An 18,061-nucleotide genomic window follows, 5' to 3' on the forward strand; every position below is an offset into this window, starting at 1 on the left:
TTATGCAGGTACGGATGCACACCCATAGACTGTCCGGCATGCGGATGTTCCTGGATATCCTCCTGATCATCACCAGCGTGCTGCTGGTGCTGCTGGTGCTGCTGCACCGCGCCAAGGGTGGAGGTCTGTCCAGCTTGTTTGGTGGCGGCGTGCAGTCCAGCCTGTCGGGTTCGACCGTCGTCGAGAAGAACCTCGACCGCATCACCATCTTCACCGGCCTGATCTGGCTCATCGCCATCCTCGGCATCGGCCTGGAGATCAAGTTCGCTTGAGTTGTTGCGCGATATCGTTTCGCGCCAACCGCGAGCACACGATGACGGCCGCAACCGTCGCCGCGACCAGCACGGCGGTCGCGATCCCGAACGCCAGCGCATAACCGTCGCCGATTACCGGCGCGACCACCAGGGGACCCAGCATCTGCCCCGCGCCGTAGCCCGCGGTGAGCGTGGCCGCGGCCCGGTGGCCGGTCAGTTCGGTGCCGAGCCGGATCGCCACCATGGTGATACCCATGAACGTGCCACCGAACAGTGCCGCCGCGATAATCGCGGGCCAGGTGTTCGTCGATCCGGCGAGCAGTGCCGCCGCCGCGCACTGCGCGAGTAGTGCGAGGACCAATGCGGTCGCCGGGGACCAGCGGCGCGCGACCAAACCCCAGAGCACTGCCGGTGCGGCGGCCACCCCGACGATCACCCATATTGCCGAGCCCAGGGCCGCGCTGTGTGCGCCGACTGCGGCCACCAGGAATGTGCCGATCACGATATAGCCGACGCCCTCGAGGGAATAGGCGATGAGCAGCGCCCGCCAGGCCGTGCTCGGGCGATCGGTGCCGACCACCTCGGCGGTGCGAATGCCGTGGATATCGAGTCGGAATGCGGGGAGCAGCAGTACGGCGGTCAGTCCGGCGGCGCCGAGCCACAGCCCCTGCCATGACAGCACCGGCCGCGTCGCCAGCACCAGCAATCCGGTGAGAGCGATTCCGAAACCGACCCCACCGAAGGCGATACCCGCCCCGTGCCCGCCGAGCCGCGCGATCGCACCCGCACAGCCGACGAATATCACCGCGCTGGCCACGCCCGCGATCAGCCGCAGCAGCGCGGGAAGCAGGGTGGGACCTGGCAGCACGACCAGCGCCTCGCTGACCACCAGTGCTCCGGCCGCGACGCGAAAAGAGCTGCGGCGGTTGAGTTTCGGTCGCCGCGCGAGCAGTACCGCGCCCGCGAGATAGCCTGCGTAGTTGGCGGCGGCAATGAGCGCGCCGTCGTGGGCATTGATGCGGTGCGCATCCACCATCGCGGGCAGCAGCGGCGTGTAGGCGAAGCGGCCGACACCGACGGCGGCGGCGAGACCCGCACCGGCGGCGAGCGCTGGTCCGAGGGTGCGGCGCGGGGTGTCGAGCAGAGCTGATCCGGTCACAACCTCCGACGGTATGGTTCGGCGGCAAGGCTGTGAAATGCTTTCTGTGCACGATGTATACGCTCAACGCATGGATATCGAGCTGCGGCACCTGCGGGCGTACCTTGCACTCTGTGAGGAAACGAACTACACCCGCGCCGCCGCCCGGATGCACCTCAGCCAGCCTGCGCTGACCCGAACCATCCAGCAATTGGAGCGCCTCGTCGAATGCCGGTTGATCGAACGGACCTCCCGGCGCTTCGAGCTGACGGAAGAGGGACAGGAGCTGCTCGAGCACAGCAGGCGGATCATCGGCGATATCGACTCCGTCCAGGCGGATCTGCGCAGGCGCGCCACGATCGAGGTCGGGTTCTCCTGGCTGCTGCCCGATGCCTGGTTCGCTGCGACCCGCACCCGATACGAGGCCCTCGGGGGCCGTATAACGCTGCGGCGGGTGGAGGATCCGATGGCGGCACTGGACGACCGGTCGATCGATATCGCCATCCACCGCAACGATATCTGGCTGCCACATCACCTCGAATCCCGCGAAATCGGTTCCGAGCAGCGGGTATTGGCGGTTTCGGTGCACTCGCCGCTGGCGCATGCCGGCGAGGTGCGCTGGGCCGAACTTGCGCACTATCCGTTGGTGGCCAATACCGTCTCCGGCACCACCAGCGCCGAATCCTGGGATCCGCCCGATCCGAACCGGACCGTCATTACCTGCACGAATTTCGACGAGTGGATCGAACTCGTCGCGGCCGAACGCGGTATCGGGATCGTGCCCGTGCTGGCGCGCACCCGTGCACCGCATCCGGGCGTGGTCTATGTCGACATTGTGGATGCCCCGCGCTCGCATATCTATCTGACCTGGCGGGTGAAGCCGACGCCATTGCGCTCGGTGCAGCGCTTCCTCAGCGTCGCGTGAGCGGTGTCAGTCGCTGCGCGGGATCCGCCCGTCGACGTCGGTGAAACCGTAGTCGTCGGCGAGATCCGCTATGCGCCAAGCCGATCCGGAGCGATCACGGCGATCCGGGTCGGCGGCAAGTGCGACCACGGCGCGGCCGGGAAAGCGCGGGGATTCGGCGGCGTCGAGGTCGTAGGTGCCCTCGCCGGGGAGGGTGACGATACGACGGCCGTCCGCATTGCGCGGAACCAGTTGCAGCAGTTCGGTATCGACGATGCCGGGCCACAGCGATACCACCGTGACGTTGGTGTCGGCGAGATCGTCGGCCATATCCGAGGTGAGGCGGTCCAATGCGGCTTTGGCGACGCCGTACACCGCGTTGTGCATATAGCGCTCCGCGCCCGGGGACGAGATGTTGGCGATAAGTCCTGCCGATTCGATCAGCAGAGGAGCCGCGAAAAAGCTTGCCGCGTAATGTGATCGGACGCCGATATCGAAGGTTTCGTCCCAGGCCTCCGGCGGCACCTCCCAGAACGGTTTGCCGAGCCAGCGTGCGGCGGCGGGGGAGTTGTAGACATTGTTCACCAGCACGTCCAGTCGGCCGTGCTCGGTGCGGATGCGCTCGAACAGGCGCTCGACCGCATCGTCGTCGCGGTGATTGCAGACGACCGGAATGCCCGTGCCGCCGAGCGCGTCGATCTCCGCGGCGGTCGCGTGCACGGTCCCCGGCAGGCGTCCGGGGGTGGCCGAGCGCCCGGTGACGTACACCGTCGCGCCCGCTGCGCCCAATTCCAACGCGATGCCCTTGCCGATGCCGCGGCTCGCGCCGGTCACCACCGCGACCTTGTCGCGGAGAACCTGAGGTATTCCGTCCACGATCCTGGGACACTACCGTGAAACAAGAACACGTTCTAGGTTTTGGAGGTCGTTGTGGACTTGATTCATCGGTTCGTGACGGGGGGCGGCATCCGCATGCACGTCGCCGAACAGGGCGAGGGGCATCCGGTGATCTTCTGTCACGGCTTCCCGCATACCTGGTTCATGTGGCATCGCCAGCTCGAGGCCGTCGCCGCTGCGGGTTACCGGGCCATCGCACCCGATTTGCGCGGGTATGGGCGCACGGCGGTGCCCGCCGATATCGAGGACTACACCAACCGGGCCGTGATCGGCGATCTGCTCGGCCTGCTCGATGACATCGGAGCCGAACAAGCGGTTTTCGTCGGCCTCGACTTCGGGGCGGCCCTGGTGTGGGAGCTGGCACTGCGCGCACCGGAACGGGTCAGCGGCGTCATCGTGCTCAATAATCCGTACGCCCCGCGCCCGCCCCGCGCGCCATCGCAGCTGTGGGCCAAGGCCGCCGAACGCCACTTCCTACACCTCGACTATTTCCAGCGGCCCGGTGTCGCTGATGCCGAACTCGGTGGCCGCACCCGGGAATTCCTGGCGCGCGTCTACTTTTCCCTCAGCGCCGACTATCACTACCTCGACACCTGGCGCTTTCCCGCCGAAGGGACCGGCTACCTCGACGTCCTCCCCGAAGCGCCGCTGCTGCCATGGCGCTGGCTCTCGATCGACGAATTCGACACTCTGGCACAGGATTTCGAACACACGGGCTTTACCGGCGGCCTCAGCTGGTACCGCGCCCTCGATCGGAACTGGGAGCTGACCGCCGAATTCACCGACGCCCGGGTCACCGTCCCCACCTATTTCCTCTATGGCGACCGGGATCCGGATATGGAGGGCTTCAGCGGCCGAGACCCGCTCGCCACCCTGCGCGCCAATGTCACCGATCTGCGTGCCGTCACCAAGATCGCAGATGCGGGACATCTCGTTCAACTGGAACGCACCGACGAGGTAAATACGCTGATCCTCGACCACCTGCGCGATCTGGTTCCGAACTCCGCGGACGTCGTCGCGTAGCCGTTACCAGTACCGACAGGTAACCCCGCCCGTTCGAAACTCGAGCGCAGCCGCCAGGTCAGCGGTATTCGTTGGTGAGTTCGGGGTAGTCGGCCCAGGACGGCAGGGGGCGACGCTCGAGGTAGGCGGTGAGGCGGTCCAGGAGGTATTGCCAGCGGGGGCCGACGGAACACGCGTCGGTCGGGTTGACGTGGCGGCGGATCAGTTCGACGTTGGTGATGACGCCGACCTGGGTCATATGCAGTTCGAGAATGCCGCCGTCGATGTGGATGACCAGATCGTGCGGTGCGCGGCAGTCGTCGACACGGATCGCGATGGGACCGGGGACCGGACCGTCGGTCGGTTCGATGGTCAGATTGCCGTTGCCGCCGGATACCGCGCCGAACCAGCGGTCGAGTTGACGGCGTTCGGCGCAGGCGGACCATACATCGAGCACGGGCATTCGGAAGGATCGGAGAAAGTGCAGGAGCACGAGCTCTGGGTCGATCGCCCGATCATGTTCGGGTCGTACCTCGCCGAGCATGGACATCATGGTCATAGCCGTGCCCTTCCGCTGCTGGTCACCGTGCGTTCTACTGTATTTCCCCATTGGCGCCGCCGAATCCGATTCACCGGAAGTGGGGCTTGCGCGTGTCGGATCCCTCGGTGTCCGATTTGTCGGGTCGACGGAAATAGTTGGCCCTGGCCATCCCCCGCAAAGACGGGCAAGGGCGGTTCAGCGGGCGGTCAGCAGTTCGGTGGCGGCCGATTCGATTCTGGGTTCGTCCAACAGGACGGTGGCGGCGGCGGGGCCAAGGGGGATGAAACTGTCTTGGCTGGTTACGCGGGTGATGGGACCACTGAAGCCTGCGTCTACCAGGGCGGCGCAGATGGATTCGGAGATGCCGCCGGTGTGCCGGGTTTCATCGGCGATGAGCACGCGGCCGGTGGCGCGGGCGTGATGGAGGAGGTCGTCGAGGGGGAGCGGGTTGAGCCAGCGGAGGTCGAGAACTCGGGCGTCGACGCCCCGTGCCGAGAGGCGTCGCGCCACGCGCAGACTCATGGGGACGCCGTTGGCGAAGGTGACGATGGTGAGGTCGCGGCCGTCGCCGTAGACGCGGGCGCTGCCGATGGCGATGTGATCGGTCTCGGAAGTTGGTGCGAGCCAGGCGTTGTCGTCGGGGTGGTACAGATCGCGAGTGTGATACAGGGCGATGGGCTCGAGGTAGATGCAGACCCGGCCGTCGACCCGGGCTGCGGAGACACAGGTGCGAAGCATGGCGGCGGCGTCATCGGCGCGGGCGGGGGAGGCGATGATCAGACCCGGGATATCGCGCAGTGCCGCAATGGAATTGTCATTGTGGAAGTGACCGCCGAACCCCTTCTGGTAGGCGTATCCCGCGATCCGGACGACCATCGGATTCCGGTATCGCCCCTGCGAAAAGTACGACAGGGTGGCGGCTTCCCCGCGCAGCTGGTCGGCGGCATTGTGCACGTAGGCGAGATATTGAATCTCCGGAATCGGCACGAATCCGGCGAGTGCGGCCCCCAAAGCCGTTCCGAGCACACTCTGTTCATCGAGCAGCGTATCGAATACCCGCCGCGCCCCGAACTGCTTCCGCAGTCCTTTGGTGACGCCGTACACGCCGCCCTTACGCCCGACATCCTCGCCGAACACCAGCACATCGGAGTCGCGCGCCAGCAGATCTGCGAGCGTCTGATTGACCGCCTGAGCAAAGGTCACCGGGGCGCGATTGACTGTTGTAGGTTCCATCGTGTCCTGGGCGGACGTGTTGTCACTCTCGGTGTCGTACGCGGCTGTGGTGTCGTGAGTGGTCATGCGGTTCAGCATCGTTTCGCTGGCGGCGCGGTCGGCGACCGGCGTGGCGGTGACCGGTTGCCCATTGCCGAGCGGCTTTTCGTCGCGCTGACTGGGCCGCGCACCGTTGGGAACAGCGGACCGGAGCGAACCTTGACCGAAGACGTCGGCGCGCACCAGGTCCGGGTGTAGCGGCGCCAACGGTGCCATGACCTCCGCCGCGGATGTCAGTTTCGGTTCGCGCCAGACCGATTCGGCCGTGGCGGTGACCCGCGCGCCGATATCGTCGTAGCGTTCGAGGACTTCGGCTGGGGTAGCGATGCCGGCGGTGACGAGTAGGCGCGCGGTGGCGGTAACCGGGTCGCGCAGCAGGTCGGCGGTGATATCGGCGGGGCTGCGGTAGGCCGATTCGACGTCGGATCCGGCATGGCCCAACAGGCGAACGGTTCGCAGGTGGAGGAAGGCAGGCTTACGGTGTTCGCGAACCCAGTCGGCCGCCTCGACAGCGGTCAGCGCGGCGTCGAGGAGGTCGCTGCCGTCGGCATCGAAGTACTGCAGGCCGACGCGGATGCCATAGGCCTGTTCGATCCAATCCAGTGGCGTCGGAACGCTGATGCCGATGCCATTGTCCTCGCAGACGAACAACAGCGGCAGCGGAACCCCTTGGTGCGCAGTATGAATTGCGGCATTGATGGCACCGGTGGCCGTGGAGTGATTGGCCGAGGCGTCACCGAAGCTGCAGAGCACCACCGAATCCGATGGCCATTCGCAGGCGACGCCGAGCCGCGCCGCGCGTTCGATCGCGAAGGCGAGTCCGACGGCGCGCGGCAGATGCGAGGCGATGGTGGATGTCTGCGGTATCACCGACGCCGGTTTGCTGCCGAAAACCTTATGTCTGCCACCGGATATCGGATCGGCCGCCGCGGCGACCACACCGAGCAGCACATCTCGGATGGGGTCGAGGCCGGGCACCTGCCTGGCCCGGTGCACGAAGAACGCCCCGGAGCGATAGTGCAGCAATGCCGGGTCGGTGGGGCGCAGGGCCGCCGCCACCGCCGCATTGCCCTCGTGGCCGGAGGACCCGATGCTGTAGTAGCCGCGTTTCGCACTGCCCAAACGGCGCGCTGCCAGGTCGAGATGCCTACTCGTCGCCTGTGATTCGAACAGCTCCAGGCACTGGGTTCCGGTCAGCCCGCTACCCGGCTCGAGCGGCTGCTCGACGGGACGGCTCGGCTGCGGTGTCAGCGCCGATAGCTCGGCACGAAACCGCTCATCAAGGTCGACTCGCTGTTCGCTCACCGTGCGATCATCTCCGACGAACACCACCTCAGGTACCGCATTTGGACCGTATTTCTGAAAATATTTTGATCACTGCGGCAGCAATAAGGAACTTTTCCGCGAGCATGCTACCTTGAATCCCGGATTTGTCGGCGATAGCCGGTACGGCTGGTCAACCGGGGCGAGTGCGCGGCGGCCGACCCGCGGCCCTCAGCGCGACTGTTCCGTTTCCAAGATCGTGCGTCGCAGCACATCGCGGGCTGCATCCAACTCGGACGCGCGCCGATCCAACTCCGCCAGTCGTTCCTGTAGCGCGGGCAGCACCCCGGGACAGGCGCGCAACGCACCGCCGCCACCGGTGCACGGCAGCACCTGCCCGATCATCCGCGTCGAGAGCCCCGCGGCGAGCAGTGCGCGAATCCGCGCCACACGCTCCTCGGCACCCTCGTCGTACTCGCGATATCCGTTATGGCGGCGCTCGGCCGAGAGCAGTCCGACGCGCTCGTAATACCGCAGCAGCCGTTCGCTGGTACGCGTGCGGCTGGCGAGCTCACCGATCAACATGACTTGACCTTCTCATGGTGTCAGGGATCAACACTGGGCGTCGCAGCTCGATTCCTGAGGAGAACCGTTGATCATCGACGCACACAGCCATGTACACGACCCGCTCATCGACCACATCGCGCTACTCGATGAGGCGGGTGTGGACAAAACCGTGCTCTTCATGACCAGACCGCATCCCGAACGCGCTCGAGATCTCACCGAACTGCGCCAGGAAATGGACCGCCTGCATCAAGCGTTGGCTGGCGGCGGCAGCCTCGGCCGTGAAACGGCTCGACGCGAACTCGATGCGGCACTCACCGCGTACCCGGACCGCTTCATCGGCTTCGCCTCGGTACCGCTCGACGCACCCGATATCGAGGTCATTGTCGACCGCGATGTGGTCGGCCGCGGACTGCGCGGTATCGGTGAGTTGACCCCGCCGCCCGACCAGGCCGCCGTGATCGAGCCGGTACTCCGTGCCGCCAACGATCACCATGGGCTCCCTGTCGTCGTCCACGGCGCTGCGGCCACCACCGCTGCCGACCTGCGCACCCTGACCGAGCTGGCACGACGCTACCCACGCGTACCTCTCGTGGTGTCCCAACTCGGCGGAGCGCACTGGATGGACGCGATCGAACTGGTCCGCGACACCCCGAACATGTACCTCGAACTGTCCACTGCCAGTATCGTTTTCGCGGTCCGCCTGGCCATCGCCGAAATACCCGAGCGCACCCTCTTCGGCTCGGACGCTCCCTACGGTGACCCGGTCATCGCGCGCACTACCGTCGAACGAGCCACCCGCTCCCCGCAGGTGCGCGAACTCGTCCTCGGCGCAACGATGCAGCAGTTGCTGAACTAGCCGGGCGCTACGGCAACGCGGCGGCGGCGTCCCGATTCAGCAGCCACGTCGTGGATTCCGACCCGATAGCGCCCGCCGCGGGGATTTCCACCGGGTCGGCACCCGCGAGGGCGGCGGCCACGGCGTCGGCTTTGGCCGCACCGCCGACAACCAATACGACATGCCGCGCATGCCGAACCGCGGGCAGCGTCAGCGTGACCCGCACCGGTGGCGGCTTCGGTGAATTCGCTACCGCGACAGCGAGTTCGTGCTGTTCCCGAACCGCATCGGTGTGTGGGAACAGCGAATTCACATGCCCCTCACCACCCATACCGAGCAGATGCAGATCGAATGCTCCGTGCTCGGCGAGATGCGCGTGCACCGCCGTCGAGTACTCCGCGGCGGCCTCCACCGGATCCGGATACTCACCGTCGGATGTGGCAACAGGATGCACCCGGGACCGATCGACCGGCACATGATCCAGCAGCGCCTGCTGTGCCTGCAGATCATTGCGCTCCGGATCGCCCGCTGGCACGAATCGCTCGTCACCCCAGAACACATCGAGCCGCGACCAGTCGATATCCCCTGGCGACTTGCGAACCAGCTCCAACAGCCCGATCCCGGTCCCGCCGCCGGTCAGGACGACCGATGCGGAGCCACGTGCGGACTGCGCGGCCACCACGACCTCGACGAATCGCGCCGCCGCGGCGGCGACCAGCGCGTCGGTATCATCGTGCACCAGGACCGCGGGTATTGCCGAGTCCTCACTCATAGGTCACCCTCTCGATTCCGGCGAGTGCCTCGGCGTAGATGTCGTCGGCGTCGAGCCGTCGCAGCTCTTCGGCGAGGCAGTCGCGAGTTTCCCGGCGCGCCAAGGCGATTCGCTGATCCGGATCGCCCGTGCGGGTGAGCGTCGCGGTCCGGCCGGTCTGCGGCCGCTCGATCGCGATCGACACCGTCGGGCGATGCACCTCCACCCGCAACGCACCGGAACGCCGCCGCACCGGGCATTCGAGCCGGGCGGCCAGCCATCCGGCGAGCATATCCAGCGCCGGTTCGTCACGCAGTCCGGAGACGATTACCGAATCCACCGGCTCGAACGGTGGTTCGTCCATGGCGGCCGCGAGCAGCGCCCGCCAATAGGTGATGCGACTCCACGCCAGATCGGTATCCCCGGAGGCATGGCTACTGAGCCGCTTCTTGATCGTCGCCTGCGGATCGGCGGCGAAGGTGGCATCGGTAATGCGTCGAGTCGCCAAGCGCCCCACCGAATCCTTGGACGGGAATTCCGGGGCCCCGCGCGGCCACCAGGCGACCACCGGGGTGTCCGGCAGCAGGAACGGGATTACGACGCTGCTCTCGTGGTTGATCAGATCGCCCTGTAGCCGCAGCACTATCACCTCGGCCGCGCCCGCATCGCCGCCGACGCGGATCTGGGCGTCCAGCCTGGTCTCGGCCTCCCGATCGCCGCGGGCCAGCACGACCACCCGACAGGGATGTTCGCGACTGGCGTCATTGGCAGCATCGATGGCGTCCTCGGCCTCGGAACTGTCCAAGGTGCATACGACCAGGGTCAGCACCCGGCCCATGGTGATCACGCCATTGCTCTCGCGCAGCCGCACCAGCCGCTTGGTGACCTCGCCGGTCGTGGTCTGCGGCATATCCACGATCATGGCCGCCGCCATTCGCGCCCGGTGCGGGCGAGCATTTCGTCGGCCGAGGCCGGACCCCAGGTCCCCGCCTCGTACTGTTCGGGTTTGCCGTCGGTGGCCCAGTGCTCGAGCACCGGATCCAAGATGCGCCAGGACAATTCGACCTCCGCGTTCACCGGGAACAGCGACGGCACCCCGAGCAACACGTCGAGGATCAGGCGTTCATAGGCCTCGGGAGAGGATTCGGTGAACGACTCACCGTAGCTGAAATCCATATTGACGTCGCGCACTTCCATGCTCGACCCGGGCACCTTCGAACCGAACCGCGTGGTAATGCCCTCATCGGGCTGTACCCGGATCACCAGGGCGTTCTGCCCGAGATCCTCGGTCATCGTATTATCGAACGGCAGATGCGGCGCCCGCTTGAACACCACCGCGATCTCGGTCACCCTGCGGCCCAAGCGTTTTCCGGTGCGCAGGTAGAACGGAACGCCCGCCCAGCGCCGGGTGTCGACCTCGAGGGTGATCGCCGCATAGGTCTCGGTGCGCGACTGCGGGTCGAAGCCCTCCTCGTCGAGCAGCCCGACCACATGCTCGCCACCCTGCCAGCCCTCCGCGTACTGGCCGCGTGCGGTGGTTTCATCAAGGGGTTCAACGAGTTTGGTCGCCGAGAGCACCTTGATCTTCTCGGTCTGCAGCTGTTTGGGCTCGAAGCTGATCGGCTCCTCCATCGCGGTCAGCGCGAGCAGCTGCAGCAGATGGTTCTGGATGACGTCGCGGGCGGCGCCGATGCCGTCGTAATAGCCTGCGCGCCCGCCCAATCCGATGTCCTCGGCCATGGTGATCTGGACATGGTCGACGTAGTTGGCGTTCCAGATCGGATCGTAGAGCTGGTTGGCGAAGCGCAGCGCCAGGATGTTCTGCACCGTCTCCTTGCCGAGATAGTGATCGATGCGGAATACCGTCTCCTCCGGGAAAACCCGGTTGACCAGCGCATTGAGTTCGACCGCGCTGTCCAGATCGTGTCCGAACGGCTTCTCGATCACCACTCGGCGCCACGGCTTGCGGCCCTCGGCGTCGGTCGTTGTCGGTTGCGCGAGTTTGTGTTGGGAGAGCTGATCGAGCACCAACGGGAACATATTCGGCGGAATCGACAGGTAGAAGGCGTGATTGCCGCCGGTGCCGCGGTCCTTGTCCAGCTTCGCCAGGGTGTCGGCGAGCTTGGCGAAGGCGGCATCGTCATCGAAGGAGCCCTGCACGAACCGGATGCCCTCGGCCAGGTGGTCCCAGACCTCCTGACGGAAGGGCGTGCGGGCATGGGCCCGCACCGCCTCCAGCACGACCTTCGCGAAATCCTCATCCGCGTAGTCCCGGCGGGCGAAGCCGACCAGTGCGAAACCCGGGGGCAGCAGCCCCCGGTTCGCCAGATCGTAGATGGCTGGCATCAGCTTCTTCCGGGACAGATCGCCGGTGACGCCGAAGATCACCATGCTGCACGGCCCCGCAATGCGGGGCACCCGCTTATCCCGCTCGTCGCGGAGCGGGTTCTTCCAGGTATTCGTCTGTGTGCCAGCCATCGGGTCAGTTTTCCCCGGACTTGGCGAGTTCGCTTGCCGTGGCGGTGAGCAGCTCCTCCCACGACTTCTCGAACTTCTCCACGCCCTCGCGCTCGAGCACCTCGAACACATCGTCCAGGTCGATACCGACCGCGCTGAGCTGGTCGAAGACCGCCTGCGCCGCCGCGGCGGTACCGCTGACGGTGTCGCCGCGGATCTCGCCGTGGTCGGCGACGGCCTCGAGGGTCTTCTCCGGCAGGGTGTTCACGGTATTCGCCGCCACCAGCTCGGTGACATACAGCGTGTCGGAGTACTCCGGATTCTTCACACCCGTCGAAGCCCACAGCGGCCGTTGCCGATTCGCGCCCGACGAGGCCAGGTGCTGGTAGGTCGAGGTGTGCGCGCCACCATCGAAGACATCCTGGTATTCCGCGTAGGCCAGACGCGCGTTGGCCGCACCCGCCTGCCCGCGCAGTGCCAGCGCCTCCGGCGTGCCGATGGCCTCGAGCCGCTTATCGATTTCGGTGTCCACCCGCGAGACGAAGAACGAAGCGACCGAATGGATCTTGGCCAGATCGTGGCTGGCGCCCTTGGCATTGCGCAGACCGTCGATGTAGGCGCCCATGACCGCGCGGTAGCGCTTGACCGAGAAGATCAGGGTCACGTTGACGCTGATGCCCTCCGCAATCACCCGGGTGATCGCGGGCAGGCCCGCCTCGGTGGCCGGAATCTTGATGAACAGGTTGGGCCGGTCCACCGTCTTCCACAGATCGATGGCCTGGGCGACAGTCCCGTCGGCATCGAAGGCCAGTCGGGGGTCGACCTCGATGGAGACCCGGCCGTCGACGCCGTTGGAGGCCTCGTAGACCCCGGCCAGCACATCGCAGGCCGCACGCACATCGTCGGTGGTGATGGTGCGGATGGCGGAATCGACATCCGCACCATGGGCGGCAAGCTCTTTCACCTGTCCGTCGTAGGCGTGGCCCTTGCTCAGGGCGCCCTGGAAGATAGTCGGATTGGTGGTGACGCCGACGACGCTACGGGTCTCGATGAGCTCGGCGAGGTTGCCGGACTGGATCCGGTCCCGCGACAGATCATCGAGCCACACCGATACCCCCGCGGCCGAGAGAGCGGCGAGATTTTCGTTCTGTGCCATGAGCTCTTATCCCTTCACGTTTTCCAGGGTGCGCTGCGCGGCAGCGACTACGGCTTCCGCGGTGATCCCGAACTCGCGGAACAGGGTCTTGAAATCGGCCGAGGCGCCGAAATGCTCGATCGACACGATCTCGCCCGCATCGCCGGTGAACCGGTACCACGGCATTGCGATACCGGCCTCGACGGCCACCCGAGCGGCGACCGCGGGCGGCAGCACCTCGTCCCGGTAAGCCTTGTCCTGCGCGTCGAACCACTCCACACACGGCATCGAGACCACCCGGGTTCCGATGCCCTGCGCCTCCAGCGTAGTGCGGGCGGCCACCGCGAGCTGGAGCTCGGATCCGGTCGCGACCAGGATCACCTGCGGGATGCCGGTGGACGCTTCGGCCAGCACGTAGCCGCCCTTCTTGACACCTTCGTAGCTGGTGCCCTCGAGGATCGGCAGATCCTGGCGGGTGAGCGCGAGTGCGGACGGTCCGTCCTGGTGCGCGGGCTCGGAGACCGAGAAGTGCGAGGTGTGCTCGCTGCTGTCGCGCTCGAGGATGGTGCGCCAGGCGTAGGTGGTCTCGTTGGCGTCGCCGGGGCGGACCACATTGAGGCCGGGGATGGCACGCAGTGCGGCCAGATGCTCGATCGGCTGATGGGTCGGGCCGTCCTCGCCGAGGCCGATGGAGTCGTGGGTCCAGACGTAGATCGCGGGCACCCGCATCAGCGCGGCCAGGCGCACGGCCGGACGCATGTAGTCGGAGAACACCAGGAAGGTGCCGCCATACGGACGGGTCGGTCCGTGCAGGGCGATGCCATTGAGGATCGCGCCCATGGCGTGCTCACGCACACCGAAGTGCAGGGTGCGGCCGTACGGGTTGGCCTTCCACATACCGGTGGAGATCGACTCCGGACCGAAGCTCGGTGCGTCGGGCATGGTGGTGTTGTTGGATTCGGCGAGGTCGGCCGAACCGCCCCACAGTTCGGGCAGAATCGGCGCAAGTGCGGCGAGCACCTTGCCGGACGCCTTGCGGGTGGCCATCCCCTTCGGATCCGCCGCGTACGTCGGCAGATTCGTTGCCCAGCCCGCGGGCAGCTCACGCTTGGCGAGCCGATCGAACAGGGCCTTGCGCTCCGGGTTGGCGGCGGCCCACGCGTCGAAAACCTGCTGCCAGGCCGCATGCGCCTGCCGTCCGCGCTCGACCACCTTGCGGGTGTGCGCGATGACCTCATCGTCGACCTGGAAGTTCTGCTCCGGATCGAAGCCGAGGATCTTCTTGGTGGCGGCCACCTCGTCGGCGCCGAGTGCGGCGCCGTGCGCGGCGCCGGTGTTCATCTTGTTCGGGGCCGGGTAGCCGATGATGGTGCGCAGCACGATGATCGACGGCTTGCCGGTCTCGGCCTTGGCCGCGGCCAGCGCCGCCTCGATGGCGACGACATCCTCGCCGCCCTCGACCACCTGCACGTGCCAGCCGTAGGCTTCGTAGCGCTTGGCGACGTCCTCGGTGAAGGCGATGGTGGTGTCGTCCTCGATGGAGATCTTGTTGTCGTCGTAGATCACGACCAGGTTGCCCAGTTGCTGGGTGCCCGCGAGCGAGGACGCCTCTGAGGTGACGCCCTCCTCCATATCACCGTCGGAGGCGATCACATAGATGAAGTGGTCGAACGGACTGGCACCGGGCGCGGCGTCCGGATCGAAGAGTCCGCGCTCGCGTCGCGCCGCCATCGCCATACCGACCGCGGAGGCCAGACCCTGCCCCAGCGGGCCGGTGGTGATCTCGACGCCGTCGGTGTGGCGGAATTCGGGGTGGCCCGGGGTGAGCGAGCCCCACTTGCGCAGGTGCTCGAGATCGTCGAGCTCCAGACCGTACCCGGCCAGGTAGAGCTGGATGTATTGGGTCACACTGGAGTGACCGCAGGACAGGACGAAACGGTCCCGGCCGACCCAGCTCGGATCGCTCGGGTCCAGATGCATGGTGCGCTGGTAGAGCGTGTAGGCCAGCGGTGCGAGGCTCATTGCGGTGCCGGGGTGCCCGTTCCCGGTGTTCTGCACCGCGTCGGCGGCTAGGACCCGAACGGTGTCGACGGCCTTGGTGTCCAGATCCGTCCAGTCGTCCGGGTAGTTCGGCTGAGTGAGGGCGCGGATGTCGTCTGTGACTGACACGACCGAGGTTCTCCTGACATTGGTTTCGTCGACGGTGGTGGGAGGGTGCACGCGCGGCGGCGTGGAATGCGAACCGGGTTTACCCCAACTACCCTAGATGTGCCCGGTGACCGGCATGTGAGGAACCCGGCTTACTCCGGTTACGTGTCGTATTTCGTTTCCCGTCGCAGACCACGGGGTTACCCATTCGTGGCCGGGTACCGACCGGTTGCGGCGGTGGTGCGGAATCGCTGCCGCGCCGGGCATGAGCGAGGGGCTATGGAAAGAACGCTGTGCGGCTGGGTCTACCATCGTGTGTAGTAGTAGTCGCGCCGCACCAGCATGAGCAGGGAACAGCGCGCTGCTGTTCCATGCCGGATGCGATGCACAGCGTGCGAGGAGAGACAGTGCGGATTGGGCAACAGCCGGGTGGCAATGGCGCACACGGCTCCTCCGCGACGGCGCTGGCCGACCGGTTGACCGGCGATGGCCTGCTGTCCCGACTACTGCGGCGACCGCTCGCCTATATTGCGCTGACCAAACCGCGCGTCATCGAACTGCTGCTCGTCGCGACCATTCCGACGATGCTGCTGGCCGACCGCGGCCACGTCGATATCCGCCTGATCCTGGCGACCCTGTTCGGCGGCTGGATGGGTGCCGCCAGCGCGAATACGCTCAACTGCGTCGCCGACGCCGATATCGACAAGGTGATGAAGCGGACCGCGAAGCGGCCGTTGGCCCGTGCGGCCGTGCCCATCTCGCATGCCTTCGTCTTCGGTGTGGTGCTCGGCATCGGCTCGTTCGCCTGGCTGTGGTGGCAGGCGAATCTGCTCAGCGGCGTGCTGGTCATTGCGACCATCCTCTTCTACGTCTTCGTCTACACGCTCGGGCTCAAGCGTCGCACCTCGCAGAATGTGGTGTGGGGCGGCGCGGCCGGATGTATGCCCGCCCTCGTGGGGTGGTCGGCGGTGACCGGCACCATCGGCTGGCCCGCGATCGCGCTGTTCGGCGTCATCTTCTTCTGGACACCGCCGCACACCTGGGCGTTGGCCATGCGCTACAAGGAGGACTACCGCGCGGCCGGGGTGCCGATGCTGCCGGTTGTCGCCACCGAGCAGGCCGTCACCAAGCAGATCGTCATCTACACCTGGCTCACCGTGCTCACCACGCTCGCGCTGGTTCCCGCCACCGGCGTTGTCTACGCCGCCGTGGCGCTGGTGGCCGGAGCCTGGTTCCTGCTCATGGCGCACCAGCTGTACTCCGGTGTGCGGCGCGGTGAATCGGTGAAGCCGCTGCGACTGTTCCTGCAGTCCAACAACTATCTCGCGGTGGTGTTCTGCGGACTCGCCGTGGACTCGGTGCTCGGCTGGGATACGGTCGGCAGCTTCTTCGGCTAGTCCGATTGGTGGGCGGCGGTGGCGATATAGCCGTCCGGTCGGATGTGCACGGTGGTGCCGGGGACCGCTTGGTAGGCGGCGTAGGCGTGGCCGTCGACGTCTACGACATAGCGTCCGCTCGAGTGGTCGCTGGGGCGAATCACCTCGTACCGCTCTACGCCGGGTTGGTCGGCATGTTCGTTGCTCGCACCGAAGGACAGCACGGTGGAATGCGGTCCCCGGAACAGGTCGAAAAGTCGGATCGGTTGCCCCGCCTCATCTTTCAATGGGGCATCGGGGGCACGGTCACCCGCGACCAGTGCACCCCGATCCGCGGGATCCCGGTAGCTGATATCCAATTGGCGGGTCTGCTCGCCGCGCTCCATCGCGTCCGCATGACCGTCGACCAGCTTGTCCAGCAAATCGGTGCTGATACCGAGCACCCGGGCGGCCACCGTTCGCCGCTCGGATTCGTAGCTGTCCAGTAGTGATTCGTCCCCAGCCAGGGCGGCGGCGAGCTTCCAGCCGAGGTTGTAGGCATCTTGGATGCTGGTGTTCATACCCTGACCGCCGGTGGGCGGATGGACGTGTGCGGCGTCACCGGCCAGGAATACGCGTCCCTCCCGGAATCGCTGTGCCAGGCGGATATTCGGCCGCCAGACGGTGGCCCAGGTGAGATCGGTGAGGACGATATCCGGATTTCCGGAGTACTGGTCGACGAGCTGCTGCAGCACCTCGAGCGCGGGTTCGACGTCCTCGCGCAGCGGTGCGCCGAACTGGAACTGGCTGCCACCGGGCAACGGGGACAACACGATTCCCTCCATCGGGCGGCCTTCCGCGGCGAACCAGTGGCCGTAGGCGTGATCGAGCGCGTCCGCGCTGACATCGCCGAGCAGCATCCGGATCGAATCGTCGGTATTGCCCTCGAACGGGATGCCGAGCTTTTTGCGGACCGTGCTGCGGCCGCCGTCCGCGCCGACCAAGTAGGCGACACGCACGGTCTCGGTGCCACCGACGTGCGCCAATTCGGCGGTGACGCCTGTCGCATCCTGGTCGAAAGACACCAGCGCCGTTGCCAGTTCGACCCGCACGCCGAATTGCGCGAGCCGGTCGCGCAGAATCGCCTCGGTCCGCGACTGACCGAGCACCCAGAGGTTGGGATAGGGGACCGCGGGCGTCGGCTCGACCGGGTCGGCCATGCGATGTTCGCCCGCGAATTCACCGCCGAAGTACGCGCGCATCACCGGTGCCGGTGCCCCGGCGGCGTGCACCGCGTCCAATACACCGAGATCGTCGAAGACCTCGAGGGTGCGCGGCTGGATGCCGTCGCCGCGCGAGCCCGCGAAGAATACGGTGGCCTGGTCGATGATGCGCACCGGGACATTGCGGCGGGCCAGGTCGATGGCAAGGGTCAGGCCGGTGGGTCCGGCACCCGTGATGAGCACCTGAGGATGGTTGTGGATGTGGTCGTGCACGATATCTCCGAACTGAATCGACTTGGTGGGCTGCGCAATTGCGGCC

Annotated in this window: 16 protein-coding genes; 5 read left to right on the forward strand and 11 right to left on the reverse strand. The window is 66.5% G+C overall.

Features of this window, described 5'->3' with window-relative positions:
* Nucleotides 1-38: 38 nt before the first annotated feature.
* Nucleotides 39-272, forward strand: coding sequence for a preprotein translocase subunit SecG (gene secG / locus ACWEO2_RS10745; RefSeq protein WP_062991810.1), 234 nt, complete (start codon nt 39-41; stop codon nt 270-272).
* Here the strand turns inward: secG and ACWEO2_RS10750 are convergent.
* A complete protein-coding gene (locus ACWEO2_RS10750; RefSeq protein ID WP_452405077.1) occupies nt 259-1,413 on the reverse strand; it encodes a YbfB/YjiJ family MFS transporter in 1,155 nt (384 codons plus the stop codon). The genes secG and ACWEO2_RS10750 overlap by 14 nt on opposite strands.
* 70 nt (nt 1,414-1,483) lie before the next feature.
* Between ACWEO2_RS10750 and ACWEO2_RS10755 the strand changes: the two genes are divergently transcribed.
* Nucleotides 1,484-2,317: a LysR family transcriptional regulator gene (locus tag ACWEO2_RS10755; protein ID WP_452405078.1), complete on the forward strand. Its 834-nt coding sequence runs from the start codon at nt 1,484-1,486 to the stop codon at nt 2,315-2,317.
* 6 nt (nt 2,318-2,323) lie between these two features.
* Here ACWEO2_RS10755 and ACWEO2_RS10760 read toward each other — a convergent pair whose 3' ends face one another.
* Entirely contained in the window at nt 2,324-3,172 is an 849-nt protein-coding gene (locus ACWEO2_RS10760) for an SDR family NAD(P)-dependent oxidoreductase (RefSeq protein WP_452405079.1), read from the reverse strand.
* A 54-nt stretch (nt 3,173-3,226) separates the two neighbouring features.
* Between ACWEO2_RS10760 and ACWEO2_RS10765 the strand changes: the two genes are divergently transcribed.
* Nucleotides 3,227-4,216 carry an alpha/beta fold hydrolase gene (locus ACWEO2_RS10765; protein ID WP_452405080.1) on the forward strand — a complete coding sequence of 330 codons (990 nt, stop codon included), beginning with the start codon at nt 3,227-3,229 and terminating at the stop codon, nt 4,214-4,216.
* Nucleotides 4,217-4,274: 58 nt separating this feature from the next.
* Here the strand turns inward: ACWEO2_RS10765 and ACWEO2_RS10770 are convergent, their stop codons facing one another.
* The 3 genes from ACWEO2_RS10770 to ACWEO2_RS10780 all read right to left on the reverse strand — a co-directional run bounded on the left by ACWEO2_RS10770 (nt 4,275) and on the right by ACWEO2_RS10780 (nt 7,856).
* Nucleotides 4,275-4,754 carry a hypothetical protein gene (locus ACWEO2_RS10770; RefSeq protein ID WP_452405081.1) on the reverse strand — a complete coding sequence of 160 codons (480 nt, stop codon included), beginning with the start codon at nt 4,752-4,754 and terminating at the stop codon, nt 4,275-4,277.
* A 177-nt stretch (nt 4,755-4,931) separates the two neighbouring features.
* Nucleotides 4,932-7,313: a thiamine pyrophosphate-dependent enzyme gene (locus ACWEO2_RS10775; protein ID WP_452405082.1), complete on the reverse strand. Its 2,382-nt coding sequence runs from the start codon at nt 7,311-7,313 to the stop codon at nt 4,932-4,934.
* 189 nt (nt 7,314-7,502) lie between these two features.
* Entirely contained in the window at nt 7,503-7,856 is a 354-nt protein-coding gene (locus tag ACWEO2_RS10780) for a MerR family transcriptional regulator (protein WP_452405083.1), read from the reverse strand.
* Between the two features lie 67 nt (nt 7,857-7,923).
* On the opposite strand from ACWEO2_RS10780, the gene ACWEO2_RS10785 reads away from it, so the two are divergent.
* Nucleotides 7,924-8,694, forward strand: coding sequence for an amidohydrolase family protein (locus ACWEO2_RS10785; protein ID WP_452405084.1), 771 nt, complete (start codon nt 7,924-7,926; stop codon nt 8,692-8,694).
* Nucleotides 8,695-8,701: 7 nt separating this feature from the next.
* Here the strand turns inward: ACWEO2_RS10785 and pgl are convergent, their stop codons facing one another.
* The 5 genes from pgl to tkt are packed head-to-tail and all read right to left on the reverse strand — an operon-like array spanning nt 8,702 to nt 15,185.
* Complete coding sequence (gene pgl / locus ACWEO2_RS10790; protein ID WP_452405085.1) at nt 8,702-9,445, reverse strand: 6-phosphogluconolactonase; 744 nt, start codon at nt 9,443-9,445, stop codon at nt 8,702-8,704.
* Complete coding sequence (gene opcA / locus ACWEO2_RS10795; RefSeq protein WP_354958593.1) at nt 9,438-10,346, reverse strand: glucose-6-phosphate dehydrogenase assembly protein OpcA; 909 nt, start codon at nt 10,344-10,346, stop codon at nt 9,438-9,440. The genes pgl and opcA overlap by 8 nt, the downstream gene beginning before the upstream one ends.
* Nucleotides 10,343-11,902: a glucose-6-phosphate dehydrogenase gene (gene zwf / locus ACWEO2_RS10800; RefSeq protein WP_452405086.1), complete on the reverse strand. Its 1,560-nt coding sequence runs from the start codon at nt 11,900-11,902 to the stop codon at nt 10,343-10,345. The genes opcA and zwf overlap by 4 nt, the downstream gene beginning before the upstream one ends.
* Nucleotides 11,903-11,906: 4 nt before the next feature.
* Nucleotides 11,907-13,037 carry a transaldolase gene (gene tal, locus ACWEO2_RS10805; RefSeq protein ID WP_452405087.1) on the reverse strand — a complete coding sequence of 377 codons (1,131 nt, stop codon included), beginning with the start codon at nt 13,035-13,037 and terminating at the stop codon, nt 11,907-11,909.
* A gap of 6 nt (nt 13,038-13,043) precedes the next feature.
* Nucleotides 13,044-15,185, reverse strand: coding sequence for a transketolase (tkt, locus tag ACWEO2_RS10810; protein ID WP_452405088.1), 2,142 nt, complete (start codon nt 15,183-15,185; stop codon nt 13,044-13,046).
* A gap of 386 nt (nt 15,186-15,571) precedes the next feature.
* On the opposite strand from tkt, the gene ACWEO2_RS10815 reads away from it, so the two are divergent.
* Entirely contained in the window at nt 15,572-16,561 is a 990-nt protein-coding gene (locus tag ACWEO2_RS10815; protein WP_452405089.1) for a heme o synthase, read from the forward strand.
* On the opposite strand, the gene ACWEO2_RS10820 is transcribed toward ACWEO2_RS10815, so the two are convergent.
* Nucleotides 16,558-18,015, reverse strand: a complete 1,458-nt coding sequence (locus tag ACWEO2_RS10820) for an FAD-dependent monooxygenase (protein ID WP_452405090.1) — start codon at nt 18,013-18,015, stop codon at nt 16,558-16,560. The genes ACWEO2_RS10815 and ACWEO2_RS10820 overlap by 4 nt on opposite strands.
* Nucleotides 18,016-18,061 lie beyond the last annotated feature (46 nt).

This window comes from Nocardia sp. NPDC004278 (assembly GCF_053602975.1).